General features: G+C 59.8%; 24 protein-coding genes. 6 read left to right on the top strand and 18 right to left on the bottom strand.

Translation table 11 applies throughout. The features are described from left to right. Positions 1 to 10 precede the first annotated feature (10 nt). Complete coding sequence (locus FHS83_RS15300) at positions 11 to 505, top strand: Hpt domain-containing protein (protein WP_167083800.1); 495 nt, start codon at positions 11 to 13, stop codon at positions 503 to 505. Here FHS83_RS15300 and FHS83_RS15295 read toward each other — a convergent pair. Then, entirely contained in the window at positions 433 to 1,623 is a 1,191-nt protein-coding gene (locus FHS83_RS15295) for an MFS transporter (protein ID WP_167083799.1), read from the bottom strand. The two genes, FHS83_RS15300 and FHS83_RS15295, sit on opposite strands and share 73 nt — an antisense overlap. Positions 1,624 to 1,653: 30 nt before the next feature. Then, entirely contained in the window at positions 1,654 to 2,493 is an 840-nt protein-coding gene (locus FHS83_RS15290; protein ID WP_167083798.1) for a lytic transglycosylase domain-containing protein, read from the bottom strand. 520 nt (positions 2,494 to 3,013) lie between these two features. On the opposite strand from FHS83_RS15290, the gene FHS83_RS15285 reads away from it, so the two are divergent. Further along, entirely contained in the window at positions 3,014 to 3,628 is a 615-nt protein-coding gene (locus tag FHS83_RS15285) for a PEP-CTERM sorting domain-containing protein (RefSeq protein WP_167083797.1), read from the top strand. 20 nt (positions 3,629 to 3,648) lie between these two features. On the opposite strand, the gene FHS83_RS15280 is transcribed toward FHS83_RS15285, so the two are convergent. From FHS83_RS15280 to FHS83_RS15265, 4 genes are all read right to left on the bottom strand, one after another. Further along, the gene (locus FHS83_RS15280; RefSeq protein WP_167083796.1) at positions 3,649 to 6,183 is read right to left on the bottom strand and encodes a glycosyl hydrolase 115 family protein; all 2,535 of its coding nucleotides are present in this window, start codon (positions 6,181 to 6,183) and stop codon (positions 3,649 to 3,651) included. 108 nt (positions 6,184 to 6,291) lie between these two features. Further along, a complete protein-coding gene (locus tag FHS83_RS15275; protein ID WP_167083795.1) occupies positions 6,292 to 6,696 on the bottom strand; it encodes an HIT domain-containing protein in 405 nt (134 codons plus the stop codon). A gap of 22 nt (positions 6,697 to 6,718) precedes the next feature. Then, positions 6,719 to 7,696 (bottom strand): sodium:calcium antiporter, encoded by a 978-nt coding sequence (locus tag FHS83_RS15270; RefSeq protein ID WP_167083794.1) that lies wholly within the window; start codon positions 7,694 to 7,696, stop codon positions 6,719 to 6,721. A 186-nt stretch (positions 7,697 to 7,882) separates the two neighbouring features. Continuing rightward, positions 7,883 to 8,818: a phosphoribosylaminoimidazolesuccinocarboxamide synthase gene (locus FHS83_RS15265; protein ID WP_167083793.1), complete on the bottom strand. Its 936-nt coding sequence runs from the start codon at positions 8,816 to 8,818 to the stop codon at positions 7,883 to 7,885. A gap of 172 nt (positions 8,819 to 8,990) precedes the next feature. Between FHS83_RS15265 and msrA the strand changes: the two genes are divergently transcribed. Next, on the top strand, positions 8,991 to 9,473 hold the full coding sequence (gene msrA, locus FHS83_RS15260) for a peptide-methionine (S)-S-oxide reductase MsrA (RefSeq protein ID WP_167083792.1): 483 nt from the start codon (positions 8,991 to 8,993) through the stop codon (positions 9,471 to 9,473). Between the two features lie 5 nt (positions 9,474 to 9,478). Continuing rightward, a complete protein-coding gene (gene ggt, locus FHS83_RS15255; protein WP_208414891.1) occupies positions 9,479 to 11,269 on the top strand; it encodes a gamma-glutamyltransferase in 1,791 nt (596 codons plus the stop codon). A gap of 162 nt (positions 11,270 to 11,431) precedes the next feature. Here the strand turns inward: ggt and FHS83_RS15250 are convergent, their stop codons facing one another. Then, positions 11,432 to 13,033, bottom strand: a complete 1,602-nt coding sequence (locus tag FHS83_RS15250) for a tetratricopeptide repeat-containing sulfotransferase family protein (protein ID WP_167083791.1) — start codon at positions 13,031 to 13,033, stop codon at positions 11,432 to 11,434. 1 nt (position 13,034) lies between these two features. Next, complete coding sequence (locus tag FHS83_RS15245; RefSeq protein WP_167083790.1) at positions 13,035 to 13,925, bottom strand: cytochrome c oxidase assembly protein; 891 nt, start codon at positions 13,923 to 13,925, stop codon at positions 13,035 to 13,037. A gap of 176 nt (positions 13,926 to 14,101) precedes the next feature. Here FHS83_RS15245 and FHS83_RS15240 point away from each other — a divergent pair, with 176 nt between their 5' ends. Continuing rightward, on the top strand, positions 14,102 to 14,602 hold the full coding sequence (locus FHS83_RS15240) for an SCO family protein (protein WP_208414890.1): 501 nt from the start codon (positions 14,102 to 14,104) through the stop codon (positions 14,600 to 14,602). Positions 14,603 to 14,624: 22 nt separating this feature from the next. Here FHS83_RS15240 and lpdA read toward each other — a convergent pair whose 3' ends face one another. The 9 genes from lpdA to FHS83_RS15195 form a co-directional block, all read right to left on the bottom strand. Next, entirely contained in the window at positions 14,625 to 16,022 is a 1,398-nt protein-coding gene (gene lpdA / locus FHS83_RS15235; protein WP_167083788.1) for a dihydrolipoyl dehydrogenase, read from the bottom strand. A 16-nt stretch (positions 16,023 to 16,038) separates the two neighbouring features. Further along, positions 16,039 to 17,196, bottom strand: a complete 1,158-nt coding sequence (locus FHS83_RS15230) for a DUF3667 domain-containing protein (protein ID WP_167083787.1) — start codon at positions 17,194 to 17,196, stop codon at positions 16,039 to 16,041. A gap of 1 nt (position 17,197) precedes the next feature. Further along, complete coding sequence (locus tag FHS83_RS15225) at positions 17,198 to 18,289, bottom strand: DUF3667 domain-containing protein (RefSeq protein WP_167083786.1); 1,092 nt, start codon at positions 18,287 to 18,289, stop codon at positions 17,198 to 17,200. 1 nt (position 18,290) lies between these two features. After that, entirely contained in the window at positions 18,291 to 19,367 is a 1,077-nt protein-coding gene (locus tag FHS83_RS15220; protein WP_167083785.1) for a DUF3667 domain-containing protein, read from the bottom strand. Positions 19,368 to 19,386: 19 nt separating this feature from the next. Continuing rightward, on the bottom strand, positions 19,387 to 20,730 hold the full coding sequence (locus tag FHS83_RS15215) for a pyruvate dehydrogenase complex dihydrolipoamide acetyltransferase (protein ID WP_167083784.1): 1,344 nt from the start codon (positions 20,728 to 20,730) through the stop codon (positions 19,387 to 19,389). After that, positions 20,730 to 21,116 carry a GFA family protein gene (locus FHS83_RS15210; RefSeq protein WP_425061529.1) on the bottom strand — a complete coding sequence of 129 codons (387 nt, stop codon included), beginning with the start codon at positions 21,114 to 21,116 and terminating at the stop codon, positions 20,730 to 20,732. The genes FHS83_RS15215 and FHS83_RS15210 overlap by 1 nt, the downstream gene beginning before the upstream one ends. Before the next feature lie 228 nt (positions 21,117 to 21,344). Further along, positions 21,345 to 22,703 (bottom strand): pyruvate dehydrogenase complex E1 component subunit beta, encoded by a 1,359-nt coding sequence (locus tag FHS83_RS15205; RefSeq protein ID WP_167083783.1) that lies wholly within the window; start codon positions 22,701 to 22,703, stop codon positions 21,345 to 21,347. Beyond that, complete coding sequence (pdhA, locus tag FHS83_RS15200; RefSeq protein WP_167083782.1) at positions 22,703 to 23,710, bottom strand: pyruvate dehydrogenase (acetyl-transferring) E1 component subunit alpha; 1,008 nt, start codon at positions 23,708 to 23,710, stop codon at positions 22,703 to 22,705. The genes FHS83_RS15205 and pdhA overlap by 1 nt, the downstream gene beginning before the upstream one ends. A gap of 165 nt (positions 23,711 to 23,875) precedes the next feature. After that, entirely contained in the window at positions 23,876 to 24,196 is a 321-nt protein-coding gene (locus tag FHS83_RS15195) for an FtsB family cell division protein (RefSeq protein WP_167083781.1), read from the bottom strand. A 317-nt stretch (positions 24,197 to 24,513) separates the two neighbouring features. Between FHS83_RS15195 and FHS83_RS15190 the strand changes: the two genes are divergently transcribed. Beyond that, the gene (locus FHS83_RS15190; RefSeq protein WP_167083780.1) at positions 24,514 to 25,170 is read left to right on the top strand and encodes a GNAT family N-acetyltransferase; all 657 of its coding nucleotides are present in this window, start codon (positions 24,514 to 24,516) and stop codon (positions 25,168 to 25,170) included. Positions 25,171 to 25,279: 109 nt separating this feature from the next. Here FHS83_RS15190 and eno read toward each other — a convergent pair whose 3' ends face one another. After that, positions 25,280 to 26,557, bottom strand: coding sequence for a phosphopyruvate hydratase (eno, locus tag FHS83_RS15185; RefSeq protein WP_167083779.1), 1,278 nt, complete (start codon positions 26,555 to 26,557; stop codon positions 25,280 to 25,282). Positions 26,558 to 26,644 lie beyond the last annotated feature (87 nt).

Below are 26,644 nucleotides of genomic sequence, written 5' to 3'. Positions count from 1 at the left end.
GAGATAGCAAATGAATAAGCCCCCGAAGAAAGCTCAGATCTTCATGCCGCCGAATACGCTGCGCGCCAAGGTTGGCGGCGGCGGCTACATCGACAGCGATATTCTGGCCCGCGCAGAGAAAGCCGTGGACGGCCTCAAGGCCGAATTCTCCGACTGGCTCGCCGCCGATATTTCCGCGCTTAGCGCGGCAACTGTAGCATTTACGGCGAAGCCCAGCCCAGAAACCGCCGATGCGCTTTTTCGCACCGCGCATGATCTTCGCGGCCAAGCCACGACCTTTGAATATCCACTGATCGCGCGGATCGCCGCCTCGCTCGCCAAGCTGATGGAAGGCCTCGGCAAAACCAAAACAGAGGTTCCGCCTGCCCTCATCTCAGCCCATCTCGACGCGATCCAGGTCATTTACCGCGACAAGGTGAAGGATATCTCGAACTACGTCGCCCTCGCCTTGACTGAGGAGTTGGAGCGGCGTGTCTTGAAGACACTGGAACGCGCGCGCCCCTGAGGCGCCGCCGCCAGCAGTACGGCGAGGCCGCATATCATCGTGGCCGCCACAACGGCGAAGAAGCCGGACGGCCCCATTGCACCCATCGCCAAGCCGCAAAGTAACGGGCCGAAGATAGAGCCGAACCCGAACAGCAGCACCAGCCCAGAAGCTGCCGCCACCCGGGCCTCCTGCTTCACGCCATCATTCACCAGCGCGGCCGCTACTGCATAGATGGGGAAGATAAAGCCGCCCGACAAGGCCGCTGCGATAAGATGCGCGGAAGCGCCATCGAAGGCGATACCGATGAGGCTTGCAAGTACACCGCCGCCAAAGAGGATGAGCAGCACCGGCTTGCGGCCCCAGCGGTCCGACATCCAGCCCGCAGGCATTTGCATCACACCGCCCGCCGCTACCGAGATCGCCATCAGGAAGCCGATGCCCGCCATGTCGAAGCCGACGCGCTTGGCATAGACCGGGCCAAAGGTGAAGAAGATGGACCAGGAAAGCCCAGCGAGCAGCGTGACCAGCGCACCGCGCGGAGCCAGACGGAAGAGCGTCGGCAAAGGCAGTGGCTTAGGCGGCGCACCCGATGGGGCCGTGTGGCGTGCCGTAAGGATCGGGATCGCCGCCATGAGGAACAGCGCCGCCGCCAACACGAACATGTAATAGGTGTCGGCGGTGCCAAAGGTCAAAAGGCCTTGTGCCAAGGTCATGCCGACGAGCTGGGAAAACATATAGAGGCTGAAGACGCGTCCGCGCAGGCCATTGCCGACGGATTCATGAATCCAGCTTTCCACCGCAACATAGGAAATGGCGAGGGCAAAGCCGGAGAGTGCGCGAAACAGCGCCCAAGCCGGCGCGGTGATGAAGAGCGGCTGCACCAGGATCACTGCAGCGGGCAAGAGCATGGTGACGAGCACGGTGTTGATATGACCGATTCGCCCGATCACCACGCGCCCGATCAAGGGGCCCATGACATAGCCAAGATAATAGGTCGCCATCATCAAGCCGATCACGCCTGAAGCGAAGACACTATCGGCTTTCAAGCTGATGAGGTCGGTTTGGAGCGCATTGGCCGTTTGGACGAAAAACGCGCAAAGAATGGTCGCCCACACGGCGGCTAAGGCGGTACGCACGGAAAGCCCCTGTAAAAGGATGGCAGGGCTTTACTTTTTGCCGTGGTTCTTAGCAACCGTCTGAAGCACGTCCAAAATGGCCGGGGTCATCGCAAAAGGCGGCGCATTGCCTGAATTCTCATCAGATGAGAAGAATCCTTTCCTGGGCTGCGACCATAAAGCCGCCATTGTGGCAGCCGTGGTATCGGTCGACAGCACGCCCGTTTTAAGGGAAGGCACCTCCGCCATACCCGTGGTTTTCAGCGTGGGCGTCAGGGCGACCTTGGTCTGATTGGTGGTCCAGGAATAGACCTCTTTCACCGTCTTGGGCGAGCCATCCTTATTATAGAAGATGTTTGGATTGGCGTCCGCAGCCTTGGGGAAGAGATCGCAGGCCGATTCATGCGGACTGCCCTGGGCTGAACGGATCAGCTTGCAGGCCTGACCGGGCCCGAAGAGATGGCCGGCATAAAGCTCGCCAGAGGAGACCTTGCGGCCAAGCTTGTCTTCCATATCGGATTGGGTCTGCTTGGCATATTCGCCCGCCATCAACGCGCTGATCTGCGGATCGTTACGCAGGCGCAAAATGGCGCTGCGATCAGCCGGATCCTTGGCACGATACCGGCCGTCCTCGCCCTTCTGGATCGCGTTGGCCATGGAACCGAGACCGTATTTGGCGCCATGGTCCTTCACCAGGCTCATCCAGGTGTTTTCGACGAACTGAAACAGACCTGAAGCCGAGGAGTTGGAGGCCTTGGCATCGCTCTTCAGCCCAGATTCCCGCATGGCCGTGCCGAGCAGATAATTGAAATCCACTCCGGTTGCGGCACTCGCCTTTTGCAAGGCTTGAACCACCGTATTGGCGGCGGCTTTTGCGGCTTCGGCCAGCATTCGGGTTCTCCCGGGCAGTCGTCGGCGCCATTAATAGCGTGTGAACTGGTTAAAAAGCGTTAAACGAAGCCCAACGCAATGAGGCGTTTGCGCAATTCCCGTACCCGTTTTTTGAGCCCTTTAAAATCGGCTGCGTGCAGGCCGGTTTTAAAGGCACGGGCGTTTCCGGGTGGTGTTCCATTTCTTGGTTGCCCATACCACGTCAGAACACAAGGGCTTGATTCCTGTTTTCGCGTTTTCTGATTTCTTATGTACCCCTCCCCTCATCGCCGTGTTCCCTGCTGGTGTGTTCCACGATCATGCGGTGGCGGGTTTCCCGCAATCGCGAGGCGTGACAATGAGGGTGTTAATACTCATATGCGATGGCCCCCGGTGCGGCGCTGTTAGTCAGCCAAGAGGCTATATTGTAAAGCGCGTTGACGATTGCCGCAGATCGCATGCGGGCAAAGCGCACGAAATCGCGATTTCCGACTGTGGCACACTGCATGCTTGTACAGGCGTGGGGCCTGGAGATCGCTCGATGACCAGATTGTCACGCTTCTTCGCAGTCGCCACTTTCGCCGCCGCACTCATCGCGCCCGCGAAGGCCACGCCCTATCCGATGCAATATGATTTCGTCGGCGAGGTGGTTGGGGGACCGCTTGCATGGCAAGGCCACTCATTTCACGGATACTTCCGCTATGATGCTGGCACAGCGCCCTCGGCGCCTGGCGTGTGGTCTCTGCCGGATGCCGTCTATCATGTCGTTTTCCCGAGCATGATTATCGACACCACCCAAGTCACCGCGACGGTGTCCGCTGGCGGAGAAGCCATCACCTTCGAAGCCCAGATGAATCCGGCCGAACTGCCGTTCCCAAATGACTATGGCGGCACCCTTGATATGCGGTTCGAGACCTACCACGATAATTATTTCAGCCTCTGGCATCTGCCGACCAGCGTGCCACCGGGCGATAAATCGCTTTGGCTCGATGTTCCACTTCCCAACGGCAGCGAGTTCGGAGTCACCACGGATACGGCTTTCGGAGTCTCACTTGTGCCCGAGCCCGCTACGGTGGCGCTCTTCATGACGGGCCTGATGGGGCTTGGTCTGCGGCGGCGATCGAACGCGAAGATGCCGGCGCGGCCTTCAGCCTGAGTGCCCCATCAATCCCGAATTCACGGCCCCAGATACCTTTCGGGCACGGGGCCGGTGGAGAGGACGAGCTTTTCCAGCACCGCGTTATCGCTGAGGCGCCAGATTTTGAGCGTGTGCTTGCCCGCCGTGACGCGGGGGAATTTCGCGCTGAGAACATGGATGTTGTTCGACACCGCCTCGATCCAGGCCGCCTGATCGGGATTGGCCGCAGCACCCGGCGTGGCGAGAAGGTTATAACGCAAGGTCTCTACCGGCCCATCATCCAGCGACACGCCGATGGTGATGCCGCCCGCGCCTTTGGCATCAATGGTCGGCGCCATATAGAGCTTGAGCGTGGCTTCGCCTGCTTTTGTCAGCGTTACATCGTATTCGAGACGGACATTATCGGCTGGCGTGGTAGCGCCCTCGCCTTGCGGCAGCGCCAGCACCGCGCCTTTGGTGCGGCCAAGATGGGCGATGGGTGTCCAGGTGAGGCCCTTTCCGTTCACGGCGCGCGTAAAATCGGGGGCTTCGCGCGAGATCACATCGGGCGGAACAGCGGTCGCCGGGATGACTATAGCCCTTTTCGGCGCCTCGCCCGGCACGCGCCTCACCTCGGGCATGATGTCGGTCTTGGGCTCGTTCCAGTAGGTATAGCCGATATGGGTTTGCAGCATCATGCCATCCCATTTTCCGCCCTTAAGGGCGTGGTATTGGGCGGAAAGTTCCTTATCGCGCTTGAAAGCGGCTTCGGCCTTATCGGCGAAAAGATTGGCAACAGGATTGTTCTTGGCCGCGAACATGCGGTTCAGCGCGACGTTGTAATACAGATCATAGAGGTTGGAGAGCGCCAGAATGGGATGCTCCACCAGCTCGAAATAGGCATCCAGCGCCTCGGGCGGCAGCTTCTTCTTTTCCGCCCACATATCGGCGACCAACATCTGCCATTGGGTGGCAAAGATTTCGTAATCGGAGAGTGAGAAGGTGGCCGGATCGATCAGCTCGGGCTTTTTGCGCGCAGCGAACTGGCTGTAGCGGGTGACGAGATCGCCAATCGCGGCATTTTCGGCCCCGAACGTCGCCTTGGCCCATTCCGCCGGATAGGCTTTGAGGGCAGCGGGCGTCATCGCTTCCGGGTTCCAGGCCTGCTTCAAGAAGAACTGCAGCGGAAATTCCATCGGCTTGATGTCGCCGACATTGACCACCCAAAGCGAGCGCGCATTGGAGCGGTAAGCCAGATCCATCTGCTGCCAGGTCTTTTCGATCTGGTTGGTGTTGATCCATTTGTAATTGCGCGGACCGCCGACATAGTCGAAGTGATAATAGATGCCGAAGCCGCCTTTGTGGTTCAGATCGCGCGTCGCGAGACGGCGGAGCTGGCCCCAATTATCATCGGCAAAGAGCAGGATCACGTCATCGGGCACGCTCATGCCGTGGTCGTAGTAATCCTGCACTTCCTTATAGAGCGCCCAGACCTGCGGGGTTTGATCGGCGGGTTTCTTGGTGACATCGGCGATGATCTTGCGCTGATCGGCGACAATGGTTTCGAGAAGCTTGGTGGCGGTGCCTTCGGCCATGGGCTCATCGCCATCGCCGCGCATACCGACGGTGACGAGGCTCTCATAGGGCGTGCCATCGCCTTTGGACATCATGCGTTCGATGCCGCCGCGCCAGAATTTGCGCAAGTTTTCGCCGTTACTGGTGTAATCCCATTTGCCGCCGGTGACACCCTTATCGGTATCGCGGTGCCACTCGTCTTGCGCGCGGGTCATCGGTTCGTGATGGCTGGTACCCATGACGACCCCCATGGCATCGGCGAGCACCATGTTCTCGCGATCATCGGCATTAAACGCACGCGGCGCCCACATCGCGGGCCAGAGATAATTGCCCTTCATGCGCAAGAGATATTCGAAGATATGGGCATAGGCTTTGTGATTGGCGCCGCCGAATTTTTCCTTGGTCCAGGTAGAAAACGCGGGCGCTTCGTCATTGATGAAGAAGCCGCGGTAGCGCACTTTGGGCTGATCTTCGCGACTGCCCGCGGTGATGAAGAGATTGTCGGCATGGCGCACCGGCACATCGGCGAACCAATAGGCGGGCGACACGCCCATCTTTTCGGAAATATCATAGGTGCCGAAGACCGCACCGCGGCGGTCGGCGCCGACGATCACCAAAGCTTCAGCGACACCCTTATAGGGCTTCTCGACCACGATCTGGCGATAAGCTTCCCATTGGCCTTTGATGTCTTCGGCCTTGAGCTTACCGCGCTTGATGAGGTCATCGAGGATTTTGGATTGACCAAGCACGCCGATGATCACCATCGGGCCTTTGCCGGGCGCATTGGAAAGTTCGGCCTTCTTGCCGCTGACGCGTTCGAGATCTTCGGCGAAGCTTTCGGCGACATGGCGCACGGCATTGTCGGCTTTGGCGTCAACAATCACGCGGGCTGGCGTGCCCCCCGCGATCAGCGCCAGCGCGCCGGTGCTTTGTTTGGGGCAAACCGAAACCGGGGTATCGCAGGCATAAGCCGCACCCGAAACCGCCATCAGCACCGTGATGAGAGCCGAAATCCGCATGACATCCTCCGCTGCCGGTTCTGAAGCGACCAGCTCCCCCCTTCCTGCCATGGTACCGGTATCAACGACAAGAGGCTGGACCGACGCGGGGGCCACCGGGAAAGAGGCTCAGAACATCTTCACCACGGCGTCGACAAAGGCCTCTAATGCCCTGGGTTCATAGGGAACCGCGGCGCCCTGCCCCCATACAGGCCCCGGCCAGGCGGCATCGCCCGGGTTACGCGCAATCACATGGATGTGAAGCTGCGGCACCACATTGCCGAGATTGGCGACGTTGATCTTGTGACAGCCCGTCAGCGCTTTCAGCTTCTCAGAGGCCAGCACCACCTCTTCGGTGAGCATGACGCGATCGGTGGGGGTGACGTCGAAGATTTCAGTCAGATGCGGGCGGCGTGGCACCAGCACCAGCCAAGGAAAGCGCGCATCATCCATCACCAAGACGCGGCTTACCGGCAGATCCAGCGCCTGAACCGTGTTGGAGGAAAGGCGCTTATCCAGGAAGAATTCCGTCATGACGGATGCCTTCTATAGGTCTTTAGAGGTTCACCGGCAGCGGCAGACCCTGCCGAACCAAGATGAACGCAAGATAGCACCCATAGGCGATCATCAGCAAAACGCCACGGGGTCGCGACAAGCGCCAGCGCATCGCGATCAAAGGAAGGAGAATGAAACTCGCCCCGGCCAAGAGGAAGACATCGAATTTGCGCAACTGCTCAGGTACGGCGAAAGGCTGGATCACCGCGACAAGCCCCAACACCAACAACAGATTGAAGGCGCAGGCGCCCAGAATCTGCCCCACGGCAATGGAGGTCTGGCCGCGCACCGCCGCTGTCAGCGTCACCAGCAGCTTGGGCGAGGATAGCCCCGCCGCGATCAAAGTGAGACCGATGGTGGTCTCGCTCCAGCCGATTTCTCGCGCCAGATGGATTCCCCCCAAGACCGCCAGATGCGCCCCCAAAGCCAGCGCGATCAGCCCCAGCACCAACAGCACAAACGCCCCAAGGAGTGAGGGCATTTCGCCTTCGGAGCGGAACAAGGCACGCGCCGTCGGCACAGAGTGATCGGGCGTGCGCCGCCAATCGGTCACCGCGATCAGCCCGACATAAGCGGCAGAGGCGAGCAGCAAGACGATGCCGAATTGGCGCGTGAGCTCGCCCGTCAGGGAGATAATCACCAGCAGCACAGCCCCCACCAGAAGCGCGCCACCATCGCGGAACAGTACCTTCGGCGGCGCGGCCATGGGATGGATCAGCGCCCCCAGCCCCATCACCAGCAAGAGATCGATGAGGTTGGAGCCTATGATACCGCCCAGTGCCATTTCGGGACGGCCCATGGTGGCGGCGCGATAGGTCACGAACAGCTCAGGGAAAACCGTCAGCACGGCGACCACGAAAATGCCGGTATAAAGCGGCGGCATGTCGAACTGGCGCGCGATCCCCACCGCGCCGCGCAGGATTACCTCCGCCGACACGAAGATCATTACCAGACCCGCGATCAGAATTCCGTCGGCCATCCCCTTCCGGCGCGCCCCTTGGCGAACCGTCTCCCCCTACGCACCCAGCCCACAATGAAACAAGACGGACGGTGAAGCTATAGCTGAGCAAGAGTAATGCCTAACGCGCCCCTGCAGATGGACCGTCCACAGAGGATCAGCTGGCGAGAACCAGGATTCGGCGCAACCCTATGGAGAGACAAGCCGTCAGACGGTGTAGGGCTTCAGCGCCTTTTCCATCCGCTCCAGCGGCGGCAGGCTCTTGTCCAGCACCAGCGCCTCGCCTGTGAGCTGCTCGAAAAGCGCGTGATAGCGGCGCGAAAGTTCGGCGACCATCTCGGCAGGCGCTTCCGGCAGCACGGCGTCCTTATAGGGATCGCAGTGATCGCGGAACCAAAGGCGCAGGAATTCCTTGTCGAAATATTCCGGCTCCTCGCCCTTTTCGAGGCGCGCGCCAAAGCTCGCCGCCTGCCAATAGCGCGAGGAATCGGGCGTGTGGATTTCATCGATCAGGGTGAGCTGGCCTTCATCATCCAGGCCGAATTCATATTTGGTATCGACCAGGATAAGGCCGTGATCGGCGGCAACCTCTTGGCCGCGCGCAAAGAGCGCCAGCGCGGTGGATTTCACTTCCGCGAGACGCTCGGGCGTGATGAAGCCTTCCGCCACCAACTCTTCCTGGGTCAAGGTGCGGTCGTGGGCATCTTCCTTGGTGGTGGGATCGAAAATGGCTTCCGGCAGCGGCGCGTTCTTCTTCATCCCATCCGGCAGCGTCACCCCGCCGAAGACTCGCTCGCCCGCCGAATAGCGCGTCCAGATCGCCGTGGAAGTCGTGCCGGTGAGATAACCGCGCACCACCGCTTCCACCGGCAGAGGCTTCAGCTTCTTGGCGACCAGAACGTTCGGATCCGGCACGGCGATGACATGATTCGGAATGATGTCCTGCGTGGCGGCAAACCAGAAGGCGCTGGAAAGATTCAAAATCGCGCCCTTATCCGGAACATGGGCGATGATCCGGTCGAAGGAAGAATGGCGGTCGGTTGCGATCAGGATCAACCGCTCGGGTTGGATGTAGATATCGCGCACTTTGCCCGTCTTGAGCGTGCCGAGGTTTTGAAAATTGGTCTCGCGGATGACGGTCATGACGGCGGTCCTTGGGGCCAGGAATCGGTAGGGTCACACTAGCCCCTGCGCCAGCCCTGCCGAAAGCGGCATGTTTTCCGCCGCCTGTGGATGGGCGGAGATTGCGATTTAGACCTTGTATGACCGTTCAGATATTCTGCTAGTCTGAAACGGTGATCACCGGAGCAGTTTCATGGAAAAAGCCACATTCGGAGCGGGTTGTTTCTGGGGGGTGGAAGCCTTCTTTCGGGAAGTCCCCGGCGTTGCCGATGCGGTATGCGGCTATGCTGGCGGCTGCATGAACAATCCCAGCTATCAGGATGTCTGCTCGGACCAAACCGGCCATGCCGAGGTCGTGGAAGTGACCTTCGACCCAGCTGTCGTCTCCTACGACAAGCTGGTGGACGTGTTTTTCCAGAGCCACGACCCCACCACGCTGAACCGCCAAGGGCCCGACGAAGGCACGCAGTACCGCTCGGTCATCTTCACCCATACCGATGAGCAGGAAGAGGTCGCGCGGAAGAAAAAGGCGGAATACGCGGCTTCGGGCAAGTTCAAGAGCCCGATCGTCACCACCATTGAGCCGGCCCCGACCTTCTGGCGCGCGGAAGAATACCACCAGCGCTATTTCGAGAAGAACGGCCTGCCATCCTGTCACATCAAAACTGCGGAGTAAGACGCGTGCGTTGGACTGGGGGGATTTTGGCTGCGGGGCTTTGTTTGGCGGCCGCGAGTATTGCCGTGGCCGCGCCGGTTGGGCGGGGCGATCGTTACGCCGGGGCGCCCTGGGCCAGCCAGGCCCCGGCCCTTGGCCAGCACGCCATGGCGGCGACGGAAAATCCCCTGGCCACGCAAATCGCCCTCGATGTTCTGAAAAAGGGCGGCAGCGCGATGGACGCGGCGATTGCCGCCAACGCGGCGCTGGGGCTGATGCAGCCGGTGCTGGATGGCATCGGCGGCGACTGCTTTGTCATCGTCTACGATCCCAAGACCAAACAGCTCTACGGCTATAACGGCTCGGGCCGCTCGGCCAAGGGCCGCGATCTGAAAAAGCTGAAGGTAGAAATCGCCTCGGCCTATCAGAAAGCGGGCCTGCCCTATGAGCCGCATATTTCGCCGGTAGGTTCCCTGCCCGTCACCGTGCCGGGCGCGGTGGATGCCTGGTTTGCGCTGCATGACCGCTTCGGCAAACTGCCGATGAAAGAGGTGCTGGCACCCGCGATCGGTTATGCCGAGAACGGTTTTCCCGTGGCGCAGCTCGCCGCCGCTTACTGGAAAAGCAATATGGCCTCTTTCGCGGGGCCGAAACGGCGCGGGCTGATTGAGGAATTCGACAACGCCAAGAAGACCTATCTGATCGCGGATGCGGAAGGCGGCCATGCTCCGCGCGAAGGCGAAATCTTCAAGAATCCCGATCTTGGTCACACCTATCGCCTGCTGGCCGAGGGCGGACGCGATGCGTTTTACAAAGGCGAAATCGCGCGCGTGATGGACACCTACTTTAAGCGCATCGGCGGCGATCTGCGCTATCAAGATTTCGCGGACCATCATGGCGAATGGGTGACGCCCATTTCGGTGAATTATCGCGGCTATGACGTCTACGAGCTGCCGCCCAACGGCCAAGGCGGCGCGGTGCTGCAGATGCTGCAGGTGCTGAAAGCCTATGATCTGAAAAAAATGGGCTGGGGCACGCCGGAAACGCTGACCTTGATGCTGGAAGCCAAAAGGCTGGCGTTCGAGGATCTGGCGAAATGGTATGCCGATCCGGCTTTTGCCAAGGCGCCGATGAAGGGGCTTTTGAGCGATAAATATGCCGAGGAGCGGCGCAAGCTGATTTCAGCGGATAAGGCCAATCCCGCGCTCGGCCCGGGCGATCCAAGGTTGTTTGATGGCGATACGACCTATCTGACTGTGGCCGATGAGAGCGGCATGATGGTCTCGCTGATCCAATCCAATTATCGCGGCATGGGATCGGGGCTGGTGGCCGATGGGCTTGGCTTCATGTTCCAGGATCGCGGCGAGCTTTATTCGCTCGATGCCAAAGCGGCGAATGCTTACGCGCCGGGCAAGCGGCCCTTCCACACCATCATTCCGGCTTTTGTGATGAAGGATGGTGTGCCCTTCATGAGCTTCGGACTCATGGGCGGCGATATGCAGCCGCAAGGCCATGTGCAGGTACTGACCAACATCATCGACTTCGGCATGAATGTGCAGGAAGCGGGCGATGCCGCGCGCTGGCGCCATTACGGCAATGCCGAACCCACCGGCGAAAAAGCCCAAGGCCTGGGCACGGTGGAAATGGAAAGCGGCTTTACCGCCGCCGCGAAGGACGAACTTGCCAAGCGCGGCTATAAGATTGCGCCCGGTACCGGCGCGTTTGGCGGCTATGAGGCGATCATCTTCGACCCCAAACAAAAGGTCTATTGGGGCGCAACAGAGATGCGCAAAGACGGCCGCGCGATGGGGTATTGATAACCTTCACCCTCCCCTTGAGGGCGGGTCGAAATTTTTGGCGAGCGCAAGCGAGCAAAATTTCGGGGAGGGGTTAGCCGCAGCAGAGGTAGTGAGCCAAGCTCATTTTGTCATTCACGACATACCCCTCCCCGAATTTGCTCACGCAAATTCGACCCTCCCTCAAGGGGAGGGTTGAAGAGCTTTTTTCAGCGGCTCCAAATAGGCTTCATAAGCTTTCCAGCGGCCCATAGCGGTTTTGTAGAGCGGAGAACGAACCTGCTCGACGCTGACGGTAAAGACAGCGCGGTCGGTCTTGTGGAAATCGAGACAGGCCGGGTCGAAATCCAAGCCACAATAATCGAGGATATTGCGTGTGCCGCCTTCCAGGTCTGCCACGAGGTCCTCGTAATCGATTTCCAGCATCGCACCTTGCGGCAGCACCGCGCGCCAATGTGCCATTAAGCGTTCATAGGCGGCGTAATAGCGGCCAAGCTCGCCAAGGTCGCTGGTGTATTCGAGCCCATTCGGAAACAGGCTGCGATAGCAGGAGAAGCAGGTATCCATCGCATCGCGGCGGACATGGATGATCTTAGCGCCCGGCAGTGCCAGATGGATGAGCCCGATATGGCGGTAATTGGCGGGCAGCTTGTCGGTGACGCGTTTTTTTCCTTGCGGCAAACGGGCGAGATATTCCGCGCCCAGCGCACTCCAGGTTTCCGGCGGCAATTCGTCGAAGCCCTGAAGATAGACCTGCCCCAGACGGCCTTCGGCGATGAGATCAGAGAGAATGCGCTGCTCGCCCATGGCGGCCACGTCTTTATGGCTGGCCAAAATTTGCTCCACCAGCGTGGTACCGGAACGCGGCATGCCGACGATGAAGACCGGCGTCTCGGAGGGATCGCCAAGGCCTTCGCGCGCGGCGATATATGGCCCGTTATAAGCGTGTTGGATCGCCTCCATATGGCCAAGGACGGCGGCTTCATCATACTGTGTCAGCCGCCGCTTGACGAAATTGCCCTCGCGCCAAAGCTCGAAGGCACGGTCGGGCTCGCCGATATCATCATAGGCTTTGGCCAGCGCGAAATGCAGCGCCACGCCTTCGCCGACAGGAAGCGTTCCCGCGTTAGAGAGAAGACTCTCCATGGTGGAAATCTGCGGATCGCCCGCTTTAAACTTTTTGCCCTCAGCGACAGCGCGGTGCAGCGTCGGGATATGCGGCGCCATAGCGAGCGCTTTTTCGAAGACGGCCTGCGCCTCTGCCGAACGCCCCAATGCGCGCAAGGCTGATCCTGCCCCCAGATAAGCGGCAATGAGATCAGGATAGGCGTCCATCAGCGGCGAAAAAACGGCAAGCGCCTCTTCGGCGCGCTGCAGGAGAAAAAGTGTCTGGCCGAGCTTCACCTGCGCCTCGGGATAGCTTTCATGGCCTTGCGGGACAGAAGAAAGCTGAGTGATTGCCTCCTCCAGCCGTTCGCCCGCGATCAGCACCGCGCCGAGACCGTGATGGGCTTCCGACGCAGAGGGATCACGCATCAGGGCCCCGCGCAAGGCAGCCTCGGCTTCCCGCAACTGGCCTGAAGAGGCAAAGAAGCGGCCCATCTCAATCAGCGGCGCGGCATAGTTTTCATTCAGCGTGGCGGCGCGGTTGAAGCGGAAAAACGCCTCTTGCAGGCGGCCCGCATTGGCCAAGGCCTGACCGAGGCGGTATTGCGCCACCGCTGAGTCCGGCTCGCGCGCGGCCATCTTGATCGCCGTGGGCACATCCAGGATGGGCGTTTCCATTTTATCCCTCTTCATTCCGCCTGAGATTCATCAGTACCACGATCATCGCGAGAAAACTCATCAGCGTGCCAGGCAGCCAGATGATGAGACCGCCATAATGCAGATCGTTCAAGGCCGTCATATCGATCACACGGCCGCAGATGGCATAAACCGGGTAGAAATCCACCTCTGCCAGCGAAAGGATTGCGCCCAGCGCCATCTGGGGCAGCTCAATGATCAGGATGGCAAGCGCCCGCCAGAGCACAGAGAGCCGCGCGGGCGGATGAGGGCGCGGATCAACGATCAGACTCCAGAACATGATGCCATTGAGCGCCATGGTCCAGTTCATCAGATCATAGAGCTCCCGGTCGAGCATGACGCGGGTGTGCAGACCCGGCAGCAGCCAAAAATACAGAAGCCCCACAAAGAGAAACGGCGCGACGAGTTTGTGCTGAAGGATAGCGAGGCAGGCGCGGATGGGTTTGGCATCTAGCATGGGGTTAAGCCAGAACGGCATGCCGGCGCGGATCACCTTCCCCGCAAGACCGAGCGCGATGAGAAATCCACCCAGATGATGCAGCCAGAAATGCGCCGCGCGATGGATGAAGAACATGTGCTGGGCGACATAATCGATATGGGTCTGCAAGACGGCGTAATTGCCAAGCATGCCAGCGATGAACACCAAGCCGCGCCAGAGCGGCGGACGGTCCTCGGGCGCAAGGCGCTTGAGGCCGAGGAAAAACCAGCCGAGCCCAAGCGTGGTGAAAAGCCAAACGGGCCAGGAAAATTCCCACGGGAAGAAGGCCGGAAGATCGGCGGGGAAAACTGCGCAAAGCCGCTCCACCACGCCCCCCGCAATCACCGCGAAGCCGTAGAGAAGGAAATCGTGATGGAGGTCACGGGCGCTGTGCAACGAGGGCTCCTGCCGTATGTCACCAGTTTAGGGATGCAGGGGCCCCGCCGTCTATGCTTTCCCCGGGGATGACAGGATGGAAGCTCAGGTGCTAGCCTTCTGCTATGCGCGCGCTGACCTTATCCCTTGCCCTCCTCCTCATTCTGTGTGGCTGCGGGCCCAAGAAAACCTGGCATATGAGCGATGTTTCCGGTGCGGTGCCGGACTTATCGTTCTCTATGCAGCGCGCTTCGGATGGCGCCATGGTGACAGGAGAAAGTTACCGCGGCAAAGTCGTGCTCGTCTATTTCGGCTATACCCATTGCCCGGATGTCTGCCCGACTACCCTGTCGGATCTGGCCGATGCCTTGAGCAAGCTCGGCCCAGAGGCGGCGAAGGTGCGGGTGCTGTTCGTGTCGGTCGATCCGGAGCGCGATACGCTGGAGCTGCTGAAAGGCTATGCGCGCTCGTTCGGGCCGCAAGTCGATGGCCTGCGCGGCACGGAAAACGAAATCGCCGATACGGCGCGGCGCTATCGCGTGGCTTATTCAGTGAAGAAGAAGCCAGAATACACCGTCATGCATACCAGCGCGGTCTATGTCTTCGACCAAAACGGAAAAGCCCGCCTGGTCACGACCGATACGCGTGACCCGGCGGGCATTGCCGCAGATTTGAAGGAGATCGTGGCGGGCGGATAGGCTCCGCCCTGCCCCGTTACACTTAGATGTGCAGCGCCTTCTTGTCGGCATCGAGCACGGCTTCGTGCATCATTTCCGACAGAGTGGGATGCGGGAAGACGACGCCAGAGAGCGCTTCTTCAGTGCCTTCCAAGCTCTTGGCAATGCCATAACCCTGGATCAGCTCGGTCACTTCCGCCCCGACCATGTGGGCGCCCAAGAGCTCGCCGGTTTCGGCATCGAAGACGGTCTTGATCAGGCCTTCCGGCTCGCCTAGCGCAATCGCCTTGCCATTGCCGATGAAGGGGAAGCGGCCGACTTTGATCTCGCGGCCCGTCGCTTTCGCCTTGGCTTCCGTCATGCCGACAGAAGCAACCTGCGGCTGGCAATAGGTGCAGCCCGGGATCTTGGAGGTGTCGAGCGGATGCACGCCCTTCACGCCCGCGATACGCTCGGCGACGATGACGCCTTCATGCATGGCCTTATGCGCCAGCCATGGCGGACCGGTGAGATCGCCGATGGCATAGACGCCATCAACGCCGGTCTCGCACCATTCATTGACCACGACATGGGTGCGGTCGACTTTGATGCCGACCTCCTCGAAGCCCATATTCTCGACATTGCCGACAATGCCGACCGCGAGGATGGCACGATCCGCGGTGACGGTTTCGGTCTTGCCGTCCTTGGACTTCAGCGTGGCTATAACACCATTCTCGCCCTTGGTCAGCTTCTCGACCGTGGTGGCGACCTTGATCTTCATGCCCTGCTTGACGAAAGCCTTATGCGCGAAGGCGGAGATTTCCTCGTCTTCCACCGGCAGCACACGGTCGAGCACTTCCACCACGGTGACATCGGAACCGAGGGTCTTAAAGAAGCTCGCGAACTCGATGCCGATGGCGCCCGAGCCAATCACCAGCAAGGATTTCGGGAAGGTGTTGGGGACCAGCGCTTCCTTGGAGGTCCAGATCAGCTTGCCATCGGGTTCCAGGCCCGGCAGCGTGCGCGGGCGCGCGCCGGTGGCGAGCACGATGTTCTTGGCGGAGACCTCGTCGGTCTTGCCGTCCTTGGTGACATGCAGGCGATTCTTGGCGACGATCTTGGCCTCACCCGCGATGACGGTGATCTTGTGCTTCTTCATCAGGAAGCCGACGCCGTTGGAAAGCTGCTCGGAGACCTTGCGCGAGCGCTTGACGATCTTGTCGAGATCGAACTTCACATTCTCCACCATGAAGCCGAACTCTTCAGCGCGGTGCATGAGATGGAAGACTTCGGCCGAGCGCAGCAGCGCCTTGGTGGGGATGCAGCCCCAGTTGAGGCAGATGCCGCCCAAGCGGTCGCGCTCCACCACGGCCGTTTTCAAGCCGAGCTGCGCGGCGCGGATCGCGCACACATATCCGCCCGGGCCACCGCCCACCACGACAACATCAAATGTTTCGGCCATGTGATTTCTCCGATGATCAGGCCCCGAAGACACTGGCCGCCAAAGCGAAGACCAGCGCGGGGACGAGGAAGAAGACGGCGTAGATGAAGGCGATCCCGGTAAATTTCAATCCGGTTTTCACCCAACCTTGTCCGTAAAAGACTTTTAGCGACAGGAAGAGATAAAGCGCCAGCACGCCTAGCGTGAGGCGCGCCACCCAATGGGCCGACATCACCTGCGCCGCGAGTGCCGCCCCGATCAGCACCACGAAGACAAAGCTGTGCATGGTGAGGGAAAACACCAGGTGATCGACAAAAAGAAAATGTTTTCGCTGCCTGCGGTAGAAAATAGCGAGCAGGATCGCGAACAGCGGCAAAAGCACGAAGAGGATGCGCGGTATCCAGGTGGTAAGCGGATCATTCAACGCCGCCGGGCTATCCTTGAGCCGCTCCAACGTGCCATCCAGGCCCTTCTTGATCCATTGCACCCCGTCGCCTTCGACGTGGATCGAAGACCGCGCCTCATCGAGCTTCTTGTCGATGAAAGGCTTGTCCTTCGGCGATTCCGGCACGACACGATGGAAGAACGTGATCTTGCCAGAAAGCTCGTCATGCAGCTTGCCATCAGCAATGGTGTTGTTGTCCAGCGTGGAAATCGCCTCGTCGCCCGCCGCTTTTATGAAAATAAGCTTGCCGTTCTTGTCGGCGGTGAAGCCTTCCAGTTTTTCACGCTTGCCGTCCTGTTCCTTGAACACCTGGCCGTGCCCATCATGGGTCAACCTTGTGTGCTTCACCACCAGATTGAACTGCATCAAGGCGATGCCAGTAAACGAGAGAAACAAGAAGAAGAGCAGCGAAACGAAGAAATAGAGCCGCACAGACGGCACATAACGCTGGGTGCGCCCTTCACGAAAAGCCTTAGGCAATTCGCCGGGCTGGATCATCAGCGCCTTGGCAGTGCGCAGGATGCGGCTGTCGAAACTCGCCACGTCCTTGACGATCTCGTGGAGCAGCCGCCCGAGGGAACGGCGATGCGTGTTGAGCGGCTGACCACACAGAGCGCAGAACGGCCCAATCATCGGCTTTTGGCAATTGGGACACGGCACCGTTTTGCCGCCCCGCTCCGCCACAGCACTTGCTGCGAGCTCTACAGCCGCCGCCCCGCCCGTTTCCAGAATAGCTTCAAACTCGTCCATCTCAGCCCCACATCACAGCAGCCGCGATGACCAGGCCAAAGGCGGGCAGCACGCAGAAGAAATAATAGATGAAAGAAACCGCCGCCCATTTGAGCACGGTCCAACGCCAACTCTGGCGATAGAAGCGCTTCATCGCAAGGAGCAAATATAGTGAGAGCACCACCACCATCGCGGCTACCGCGTAACCGCCTGCAATCACCTGCGCCAGCGCAGCCGCCGCCAATTGCAGCGCGAAACCAAAGCTGTGGAAACTCAGCGAAAACACAAGATGGTCTACGAAGAACAGCGATTTTCTCTGGCGCCAATAAAAACCTGCCAGCAGCAACGCAAAGAGCGGTAATAGCAGAAACAGCGCGCGGGGAATCCAAACCGTCAGCGATCCATTCAGCGCCGCTGGATCATCCGCCAGTTTACGCAAGGTGCCGAACACCGTCTGGGTGACAACGCTGGCATCCTTTCCCTTGTCCTTGTTTTTTCCGAGCTCGGTCTCGACGCGCTGCGAGATATTATCCAGTTGGGCCTTGGACAAGTTGGAATGCACGGAGCCTTCGCGCTGGAAATAAACAAGGTCAGAATTATAGGTGTAATGCTTTTTGCCGTCGGCATAGCGGGCGGACATTTCTTCTCGCTCGCCATTCTTGTTGACCTGATAGGGTTTGCCCTTCTCTATCACGATATTGATCGGATCGGCCCGCAGCACGAATTGCAGCAGCGCGACATGGGAAATTGAAAGCGCGACAAAGAAAATCAGCGAGACGAAAAGGTATAGCCGAACCGGCGGTACATAGCGCTGGGTGCGCCCTTCGTGAAAGGCCAGCGCCAGCTCGCCCGGCTTGGCCAGCATGGCGTAAGCGGTGCGCAAGATGCGGCTGTCAAAGCTGGCGATATCCTTGACCAGATCGGCCACCAGATGCCCGACCGAGCGGCGATGGTTATTGATCGACTGGCCGCATAGCGCACAGAAAGGGCCAATCATCGGCTGACCGCAATTCGGACAATAAACGGTTTTGCCGCCGCGCTGCGCCATCGCGGATGCCGCCACTTCCAGCGCTGCCGCGCCGCCCGTTTCCAGAATGGCTTCGAGTTCGTCCATCCTAGCCCCACAACACCGAAGCAATGATTACGCCCGCGAAGCCCGGCAGAACGCAGAAGCAAAAATAAACCGCGAGTACCGCGACACATTTGCCTGCCGTCCAGCCCCAAGCCTGGGCATAGAAACGCTTCATCGCGAAAAGCAGATAGACCGCTGCGACGCCCCCCATCACCAGAACTGCGATGGCGCCATCAATGAGCTGTGCCAATGCTGCGGTCGCCAGAAGCAGCAGCCAACCGAAGGTGTGAAATCCCAACGAAAAGACGAGATGATCGACGAAAAATAACGTGTTGCGCTGGCGCCAGTAGAATGCCGACAAGATCAGTGCAAAGAGCGGCAAGAGCAGGAAAAGCACGCGCGGCATCCAGGCCGTCAGCGCACCATTCAGCGCCGCCGGGTCCTTGGCCAGTTTCAAGCTGGTTCCAATCACCGTCCTGGCAATAAAACCATCCTTGCCCTCCCGGGACTTAACCGCCTTGTGTTCAAGCTCGTTGGTGAGCTGGCTGAGCGCTTCCGGATCGATCTTGGAATGGGCGACACCCTCACGCTGAAAGAGCTCCACCTCGCCACTGATGAGAAAGTGATTTTTACCATCCTTAAGCTCGGATTTGCTGATCTCCGTACGGCCGCCGCCGCTCGTCGCCAAATAGGAGTGTCCATTCGCTTCGACAAGCTTGGCCGCGTGCGACTTAAGGACAAACTGCATCAGCGCGAGGCCGGTCATCGACAGAGTGAGGAAGAATAAGAGCGAGACGAAGAGATAGAGCCGGATCGGCGGCACATAGCGCTGGGTGCGCCCTTCATGGAAGGCCAGCGCAAGCTCACCCGGCTTCATCAGCAAGGCGTAGGCGGTGCGCAGGATGCGGCTATCAAAGCTCGCGATATCCTTGAAGAGATCGGTGAGGAGATGTTTGACCGAGCGGCGGTGATGATCCGAGGATTGTCCGCAGACTGCGCAGAACTTGCCTGTAAGCGCTGAACCACAATTGGCGCAGTGGGTAGGTTTCACCAGGGCCGAGGCGGCCAGCTCTACAGCCGCCGCCCCGCCCGTTTCCAAAATCGCACCCACTTCGTCCATCAGGCCCCCGCCTCAGACTTTAGAGCAGCATTGCCGCCGGTTCCTCGAGGAACTGCTTCAGTGCCACCAGGAACTTGGCACCGGCTGCGCCATCCACCACGCGATGATCAACCGACAAGGTAACGGTCATCACGGTCGCAATCTCGATCTTGTCGTTCTTCACGACCGGCTTTTCGATGCCGGCGCCTACGGCCAGGATCGCCGCATGCGGCGGATTAATGATAGCCGAGAAGCTCGAAACACCGAACATCCCCATGTTCGAAATCGCGAAAGAGCCGCCTTCATATTCGTTCGGCTTCAGCTTCTTGCCCTTGGCGCGCTCGACGAGCGACTTCACCTCATTGGAAATTTCAACGAGGCCCTTTTCTTCCGCGCGCGCCACGATAGGCGTGATCAGACCGAAATCCAGCGCCACGGCGACGCCGATGTCAGCATGCTTATGGCGCAGCACTGCGGTATCGGTCCAAGAGGCATTGATTTCCGGCACTTTCTTGAGCGCCATCGCCACCGCCTTGATGACGAAGTCGTTCACCGACAGCTTATAAGCCGGGACCTTATCCTTACCCTTGGGGGCGGCCGCGTTGAGACGCTCACGCGCGGCGAGCAGCGCGTCGAGGGTGATGTCCATGTTGACGTAGATGTGCGGCACCAGGCTCTTGGCCGCGGTCAAACGCTTGGCAATCGCCTTGCGCATGGAATCGTGCGGGATCTCTTCGTACTCGCCCGGCTTGGAATAGATGCGCGCATCCGGCAGACCGCCGATTTGCGGCGCGGCAACTTCCACCGGCGCCGAAGTGGGCGCGGCGGCTTTCGGAGCAGCGGCAACGGGTGCAGCCTTGGGCGCGGCGCCCGGGGTGGCGTGCTCAACGTCGGACTTCACGATGCGTCCGCGCGGGCCAGAACCAGCGATGGCGGCGAGATCGATGCCCTTCTGGGCGGCAATGCGCTTGGCCAGCGGCGAGGCAAAAATGCGCTCGCCATGCGCTGCGGGCGCAGCAGCGGCAGCCACAGGTGCAGCAGGTTCGGCCTTAGCCTCTTTGGTGTCCTTGGCTTCGGCGGAGACCGCAGCCTTGATATCGCTCATCGCGGCGGGAATGTCGGTGATGGCGCTGGCGTCTTCACCCTCTTCCAGAAGAATGGCGATAAGCGTGTTGACCTTCACTCCTTCTGTGCCTTCAGCAATCAGGATCTTGCCGATCTTGCCCTCGTCGACGGCTTCGAACTCCATCGTCGCCTTGTCGGTTTCGATCTCGGCGAGAATATCGCCCGATTTGACGGCATCGCCTTCCTTGACGTGCCATTTGGCGAGCTTGCCCTCTTCCATGGTGGGCGACAGAGCGGGCATCAGGATTTGTGTGGTCATCAGCGAGCCTCAAGCGGCATGAGTTTGGCCGCGTTTTCTTCCCAGTGCTTTCCATCGAAGGAATTCACCGTGACCTTCGTGAAGCCCTTCTTATCCAGGCAACGGAAGTTCACGCTAACACCATCGGGGTGGGAACGCGGGATGTAAAACGATTTTATTCCGCAGACAGAACAAAACATATGCTGGGCCGTACCCGTGTTAAACCGGTAGTTAGTCAGCTTGTCTTGACCTGAGAGCAAACGAAAGCGGTCTTTCGGCACAATCAAATGCAAAAAGCCGCTCATAGAGCAGATCGAACAATTGCAGTCGTCGATAATAACTTCGGCAGGCACCAGGACATCAAAGGAAACGGCGCCGCAGTGGCAGCCGCCCCTATGCCAGGACATGGCAGGTTTGACGATGGCGGGTTCCACATCCATCCCGGAATCCTTATTCGTCATGGCCGCCCTCGAGGCGGCCATCCAGCCAACGCGCGAACGCGGTGGATGGCCGGGTCCCGGCTTCGCCTTCTGCTACGCCGCGGCAAGTGAGATACACTTGGCACGCCAAAGCCAAAGGCGTAGGCGGCAGGCCCGGCCATGACGATTGGGATGTGCGAGCGTATCCGCCCATCATCAAGACCTATACGTGACCGCCTTTACCGCCTCGATCACATCGTGCGCGTGCGGCAGTGCGAGCTTTTCGAGATTGGCAGCATAGGGCATGGGCACGTCTTTGCCCGCGACCTTGGCGGGCGGCGCATCGAGATAATCGAAAGCCTTATCCACCACCTGCACCACCACTTCGGAACCGATGGAGCACACCGGCCAGCCCTGTTCCACCGTAACCAGACGGCCCGTCTTCTTCACCGATTCAATCACAGTGTCGGTGTCGAGCGGACGCAGGGTGCGAAGGTCGATCAGCTCCGCATTGATGCCCATCTTGGCGAGTTCTTCTTCAGCTTCGAGCATGATGCCGACCGCGATGGAATAGGCCACGATGGTGACATCGGTGCCTTCTTTGATGACGCGCGCCTTGCCGATGGGCAGGACGAAATCATCGAGCTTCGGAACCGGGAAGGACCGTCCGTAGACGATTTCATTTTCCAGGAACACGACCGGATTGGGATCGCGGATCGCCGCTTTCAGAAGCGCTTTAGCATCGGAAGCGAAATACGGCGCGATCACCTTGAGGCCCGGAACCTGGGCATACCAGGCCGAATAATCCTGGCTGTGCTGCGCACCGACGCGCGCCGCCGGACCATTCGGACCGCGGAACACGATTGGGCAGCCCATCTGACCGCCGGACATGTAGCGTGTCTTGGCCGCCGAATTGATGATCTGGTCAATCGCCTGCATGGCGAAGTTCCAGGTCATGAATTCCACGATCGGCTTCAAACCGCCGAACGCCGCGCCGACCGCAAGACCAGTAAAGCCATGCTCCGTGATCGGGGTGTCGATCACGCGCTTGGCGCCGAACTCTTCAAGCAGGCCCTGCGAAACTTTATAAGCACCCTGATACTGGGCCACTTCTTCGCCCATCAGGAACACGCTTTCGTCGCGGCGCATCTCTTCGGCCATGGCGTCACGCAAAGCTTCGCGCACCGTCGTGGCGATCATTTCAGTGCCTTCGGGCACTGCCGGCTCGATGATGACGGCCTTTGCCACCGGTGTCACATTGGCCTGCGCAGGCGCGACGGCTTCGGCCTTGGAAGCGGGCGCCTTAACCGCAGCGGTTGAAGCGGACTCGCCATCTTCGGAAATCAATTCGGCGATCGGCGCATTGACCTTCACCCCTTCGGTGCCTTCGGCGACCAGGAGCTTGCCAATCGTACCTTCATCGACGGCTTCGAATTCCATCGTGGCTTTATCAGTTTCGATCTCGGCGAGGATATCGCCGGACTTCACCGTGTCGCCTTCCTTGACCAGCCATTTGGCGAGTTTGCCCTCCTCCATGGTGGGGGACAGGGCGGGCATGAGAATTTGCGTGGACATCAGATGAGCACGTCCGTGTAAAGCTCCGATTCCTTGGGCTCCGGAGCATCGATGGCGAATTCCGCAGACTCATTGACGATGAGGCGGATCTGCTTGTCCATGGCCTTCAGCTCATCCTCTTTGAGGATTCCGCGAGCCACGAGCTTGGCGCCGAACTGGTCGATGGGATCCTTGCGATCACGGATCGACTGCACTTCGTCGCGCGTGCGGTACTTGGCCGGATCCGACATCGAATGGCCGCGATAACGATAGGTCTTCATTTCGAGGATCATCGGCCCGCCGCCTTCGCGCACAAACGCGACCGCCTTGGCCGCGGCGGCATAGACCGCCTCGACATCCATGCCGTCGACCTTCTCGCCCGGCACGTTGAAGCTTTCGCCGCGCTTGTAGAACTCTGGCTGGGAGCTGGCGCGCTCGACGCTGGTGCCCATGGCGTATTGGTTATTCTCGACCACGAAAATGACCGGCAGCATCCACAGCTTGGCCATGTTGAAGGTCTCGTAGACCTGGCCCTGGTTGGCCGCACCCTCGCCCATATAGGCGACGGAGATATTGCCATTGCCCTTGTATTTGTTGGCGAAGCCAAGCCCCGCCCCAAGCGGCACCTGGGCGCCGACGATGCCGTGGCCGCCATAGAAGTGCTTCTCGGTCGAGAACATGTGCATCGACCCGCCCTTGCCTTTCGACAAGCCGGCCTCACGGCCAGTCAGCTCGGCCATGACGCCTTTGGGGTCCAGACCACAGGCCAGCATGTGCCCATGATCGCGATATGCGGTGATCACCTGATCGCCCTCTTTGAGGGCTTCCTGCACGCCCACCACAACGGCTTCCTGTCCGATATAAAGGTGACAGAAACCGCCGATGAGACCCATGCCATAGAGCTGGCCCGCCCGCTCTTCAAAGCGGCGGATCAGAAGCATGTCGTGGTAGAATTTTTTCAGGGTCGCCGAACTGGGTGCCGCCGCGTTGTTGACGCCGGCTACTTCGGCCACGCTCGGGTTGCTCATAGAGATTCCATTTGATGATTGCCGTGACATTCGGCGCAATGGTTGTTTGTCGCAGGCGGGGAAGGTTTTTGCAAGCACTCAGCGTGCCTTGCAGCCGATTGACGGCCCCGAAAGCCTTGCATAACGGCGGTTAACGCACCACCAATTCCTGTGGCCAAAACAAGCCTATTTCGCGCGCGGCTCTCTCTCGCGCGGGACCGCCACCTGACCGGGTGCGCCATCCATCAATTTGGTGCGCGCGAGTTCTTCCACAAGGTCGGGATCCCCTGACTTCAGAAGATCGATGCGGTGCTGCAGACGCAGCCGGTCACTTGTCAGTTGGGCGAGATGCGCATGGGCCTGCGCCAGCTCCGTGTTGACGGTCGCCAGCTTGACGTAACCGCGTTCGCCATAGAGCCCGTAATAGCCGAAATAGCTCGAGCCTAAGAGGAGCGCCGGAACGCTCAACCCCCAAAGAACTCGCACAATGCTCGGCCTGATTCGCATGCTGTCTACCGAATCATGGGTGATTCGGTGCGTCAATATTTTTTTGGTTAAAGGGGACGGCCGAGCGGGTTTACGTAAACCCGTACGGAGCGGATTTCTTTAGTCTGTGAACGGGTTAGAGCGCAAATCTTTTCGACCGAAACTGACGAAATATCGCGCCGTTATTTTTGCAACGCGCACTGCGCTGTCACAAACGCGCAAGAGCACGCACTCCCCCTGAAATCCCAAACGGCATCTTAGAAAGACAACACTGCCCCGCGCAGGGCGCAGTTCCTGCCAGACCGCTTTGCGGCTTCCATGCGGCCGAGACCTCCTACATGTTGCGAGAGATGATGCGTACAGACGTCGATCCACTGATCCTGCATGCGTGGCTCTCAGCCCGGTCGATTTCGCGCGGACTGCCACCGCCCGTCTCCGAACATGGCGGTTTTCGTATCGATACCAATTCGAAGGCCGAAATCGCCCGCTGGGTTTTCCCAAAAATGGGATCGGGCCTGGAACACCTCGCCCGGACGATCAACAAGCCCCGCTACCTCTTAAAACTCTGCGGGACGGCTGAGGCATTGCGCGCGGCGCTAACGGAAGGCTGGAACCTCCATGCGCCTAGCTACTTCATGCAGGCCACGGGCATGCCTGGGCCGAAGCCTCTGCCCGATGGGTATAAAATCGAAATTACACAGACCGGCCATGTGTGGGAGGCACGCATCCTCTCTGAAACAGGCACACTTGCCGCCAGTGGTTATGCGGTGGAAATACAAGGTGTCTTCATCTACGACCGCATCGGAACAGAGCTTGAACACCGCCGAAAAGGGCTTGGGCGCGCCCTCATGCAAACACTGCATCAGGCCCGACAACATCGCAGCGGCCTGGAATTGCTGGTCGCCACAGAAGATGGCCGAGCGCTTTACGAGTCGCTGGGATGGAAAACGATATCCCCTTACTCCACGGCCTCCATCATTTGCCCCGGGCTTTAGCTTTTTGCGCTGACGCCAGCCCTTCCCCAAATACGAAAAGGCCGCCCTCGCGGACGGCCTTCCCAGTTTTTCTTTTCCCCCACAAGGGCCGTTTTGGCCCTTGGTACCCTTACGCCTTGAGGACGGCTTTGCCCTGATACACGGCTTGATCGCCCAGCTCCGCTTCGATGCGGATGAGCTGGTTGTACTTGGCGATACGGTCGGAGCGCGACAGCGAGCCGGTCTTGATCTGGCCGCAGTTCGTCGCCACCGCGAGGTCGGCGATGGTGGAGTCTTCGGTTTCACCCGAACGATGGCTCATGACGGCGCGATAGGCAGCCTTGTGGGCCATTTCCACGGCTTCGAGGGTTTCGGTCAAGGAACCGATCTGGTTCACCTTCACCAGAATGGCGTTGGCGGTGGCTTCCTTGATGCCGCGAGCCAGACGCTGGGTGTTGGTCACGAAGAGATCGTCGCCGACGAGCTGAACCTTGTTACCGATCTTGTCGGTGACGAGCTTCCAGCCAGCCCAATCGTCTTCCGCAAAGCCGTCTTCGATCGAGATGATCGGATAGGCGGCGGCGAGCTTGGCGAGATATTCGACCTGCTCGGCAGAGGTGCGGGTGACGCCTTCACCTTCGTAGACGTACTTGCCGTCCTTGAAGAATTCGGTCGAGGCGCAGTCCAGCGCGATGTAGATGTCTTCGCCCGGCTTGTAACCGGCCTTTTCGATGGCCTGCATCACAAAGGTCAGGGCTTCATCGGCGCTCTTGAGAGCCGGGGCGAAACCGCCTTCGTCGCCGACGGAGGTGTTGTAACCGGCCTTCTTCAGGGCCGACTTCAGGGCGTGGAAGGTTTCCGCACCCCAACGCAGCGCTTCCTTAAAGGACGGCGCGCCGACCGGCATGATCATGAATTCCTGGAAGTCGATCGGGTTGTCGGCATGCACGCCGCCATTCACGATGTTCATCATCGGAACCGGCAGGGTGTTGGCCTTCGCGCCACCGACATACTTGTAGAGCGGCAGGTTGGCGGCTTCAGCGGCAGCCTTGGCGGCAGCCAGCGACACGCCCAGGATGGCGTTGGCGCCGAGGCGGGCCTTATTCGGGGTGCCGTCGAGGGCGATCATGGCGCGGTCGAGACGGACCTGGTCTTCGGCTTCCATGCCGCAGAGGGCATCGAACAGCTCGCCATTGACGGCAGCCACGGCCTTCTCCACGCCCTTGCCGAGGTAGCGCTTCTTGTCGTCGTCACGCAGTTCGCAAGCTTCATGCGCACCCGTGGACGCGCCCGAGGGAACCGCCGCGCGGCCGAAAGAGCCATCTTCCAGGCGCACATCCACTTCCACGGTCGGGTTGCCGCGGCTGTCCAAAATCTCGCGGCCTTCAATGTCGATGATCGCCGTCATGCGTCAGTCTCCTTAAGGGGTCGGCACGGTAAATTCGGGCCTCGTTTAAGCCGGAAAGACAGCGCTAGCAAGCAGCACCGCCTGGGG

Origin of the sequence: Rhizomicrobium palustre (genome assembly GCF_011761565.1) — a bacterium.
GTDB lineage: Bacteria > Pseudomonadota > Alphaproteobacteria > Micropepsales > Micropepsaceae > Rhizomicrobium > Rhizomicrobium palustre.
Note: the sequence above shows the minus strand (reverse complement) of the source record. Positions and strands in the feature narration are given on the sequence as shown.

Coding starts and splice junctions, on each gene's coding strand:
- FHS83_RS15300 (WP_167083800.1), top strand. CDS start 11: ATGAATAAGCCCCCGAAGAAAGCTCAGATCTTCATGCCGCCGAATACG.
- FHS83_RS15290 (WP_167083798.1), bottom strand. CDS start 2,493: ATGCTGGCCGAAGCCGCAAAAGCCGCCGCCAATACGGTGGTTCAAGCC.
- FHS83_RS15285 (WP_167083797.1), top strand. CDS start 3,014: ATGACCAGATTGTCACGCTTCTTCGCAGTCGCCACTTTCGCCGCCGCA.
- FHS83_RS15280 (WP_167083796.1), bottom strand. CDS start 6,183: ATGCGGATTTCGGCTCTCATCACGGTGCTGATGGCGGTTTCGGGTGCG.
- FHS83_RS15275 (WP_167083795.1), bottom strand. CDS start 6,696: ATGACGGAATTCTTCCTGGATAAGCGCCTTTCCTCCAACACGGTTCAG.
- FHS83_RS15270 (WP_167083794.1), bottom strand. CDS start 7,696: ATGGCCGACGGAATTCTGATCGCGGGTCTGGTAATGATCTTCGTGTCG.
- FHS83_RS15265 (WP_167083793.1), bottom strand. CDS start 8,818: ATGACCGTCATCCGCGAGACCAATTTTCAAAACCTCGGCACGCTCAAG.
- msrA (WP_167083792.1), top strand. CDS start 8,991: ATGGAAAAAGCCACATTCGGAGCGGGTTGTTTCTGGGGGGTGGAAGCC.
- FHS83_RS15250 (WP_167083791.1), bottom strand. CDS start 13,033: ATGGAAACGCCCATCCTGGATGTGCCCACGGCGATCAAGATGGCCGCG.
- FHS83_RS15240 (WP_208414890.1), top strand. CDS start 14,102: ATGAGCGATGTTTCCGGTGCGGTGCCGGACTTATCGTTCTCTATGCAG.
- lpdA (WP_167083788.1), bottom strand. CDS start 16,022: ATGGCCGAAACATTTGATGTTGTCGTGGTGGGCGGTGGCCCGGGCGGA.
- FHS83_RS15230 (WP_167083787.1), bottom strand. CDS start 17,196: ATGGACGAGTTTGAAGCTATTCTGGAAACGGGCGGGGCGGCGGCTGTA.
- FHS83_RS15225 (WP_167083786.1), bottom strand. CDS start 18,289: ATGGACGAACTCGAAGCCATTCTGGAAACGGGCGGCGCGGCAGCGCTG.
- FHS83_RS15220 (WP_167083785.1), bottom strand. CDS start 19,367: ATGGACGAAGTGGGTGCGATTTTGGAAACGGGCGGGGCGGCGGCTGTA.
- FHS83_RS15215 (WP_167083784.1), bottom strand. CDS start 20,730: ATGACCACACAAATCCTGATGCCCGCTCTGTCGCCCACCATGGAAGAG.
- FHS83_RS15210 (WP_425061529.1), bottom strand. CDS start 21,116: ATGTCCTGGCATAGGGGCGGCTGCCACTGCGGCGCCGTTTCCTTTGAT.
- FHS83_RS15205 (WP_167083783.1), bottom strand. CDS start 22,703: ATGTCCACGCAAATTCTCATGCCCGCCCTGTCCCCCACCATGGAGGAG.
- pdhA (WP_167083782.1), bottom strand. CDS start 23,710: ATGAGCAACCCGAGCGTGGCCGAAGTAGCCGGCGTCAACAACGCGGCG.
- FHS83_RS15195 (WP_167083781.1), bottom strand. CDS start 24,196: ATGCGAATCAGGCCGAGCATTGTGCGAGTTCTTTGGGGGTTGAGCGTT.
- FHS83_RS15190 (WP_167083780.1), top strand. CDS start 24,514: ATGTTGCGAGAGATGATGCGTACAGACGTCGATCCACTGATCCTGCAT.
- eno (WP_167083779.1), bottom strand. CDS start 26,557: ATGACGGCGATCATCGACATTGAAGGCCGCGAGATTTTGGACAGCCGC.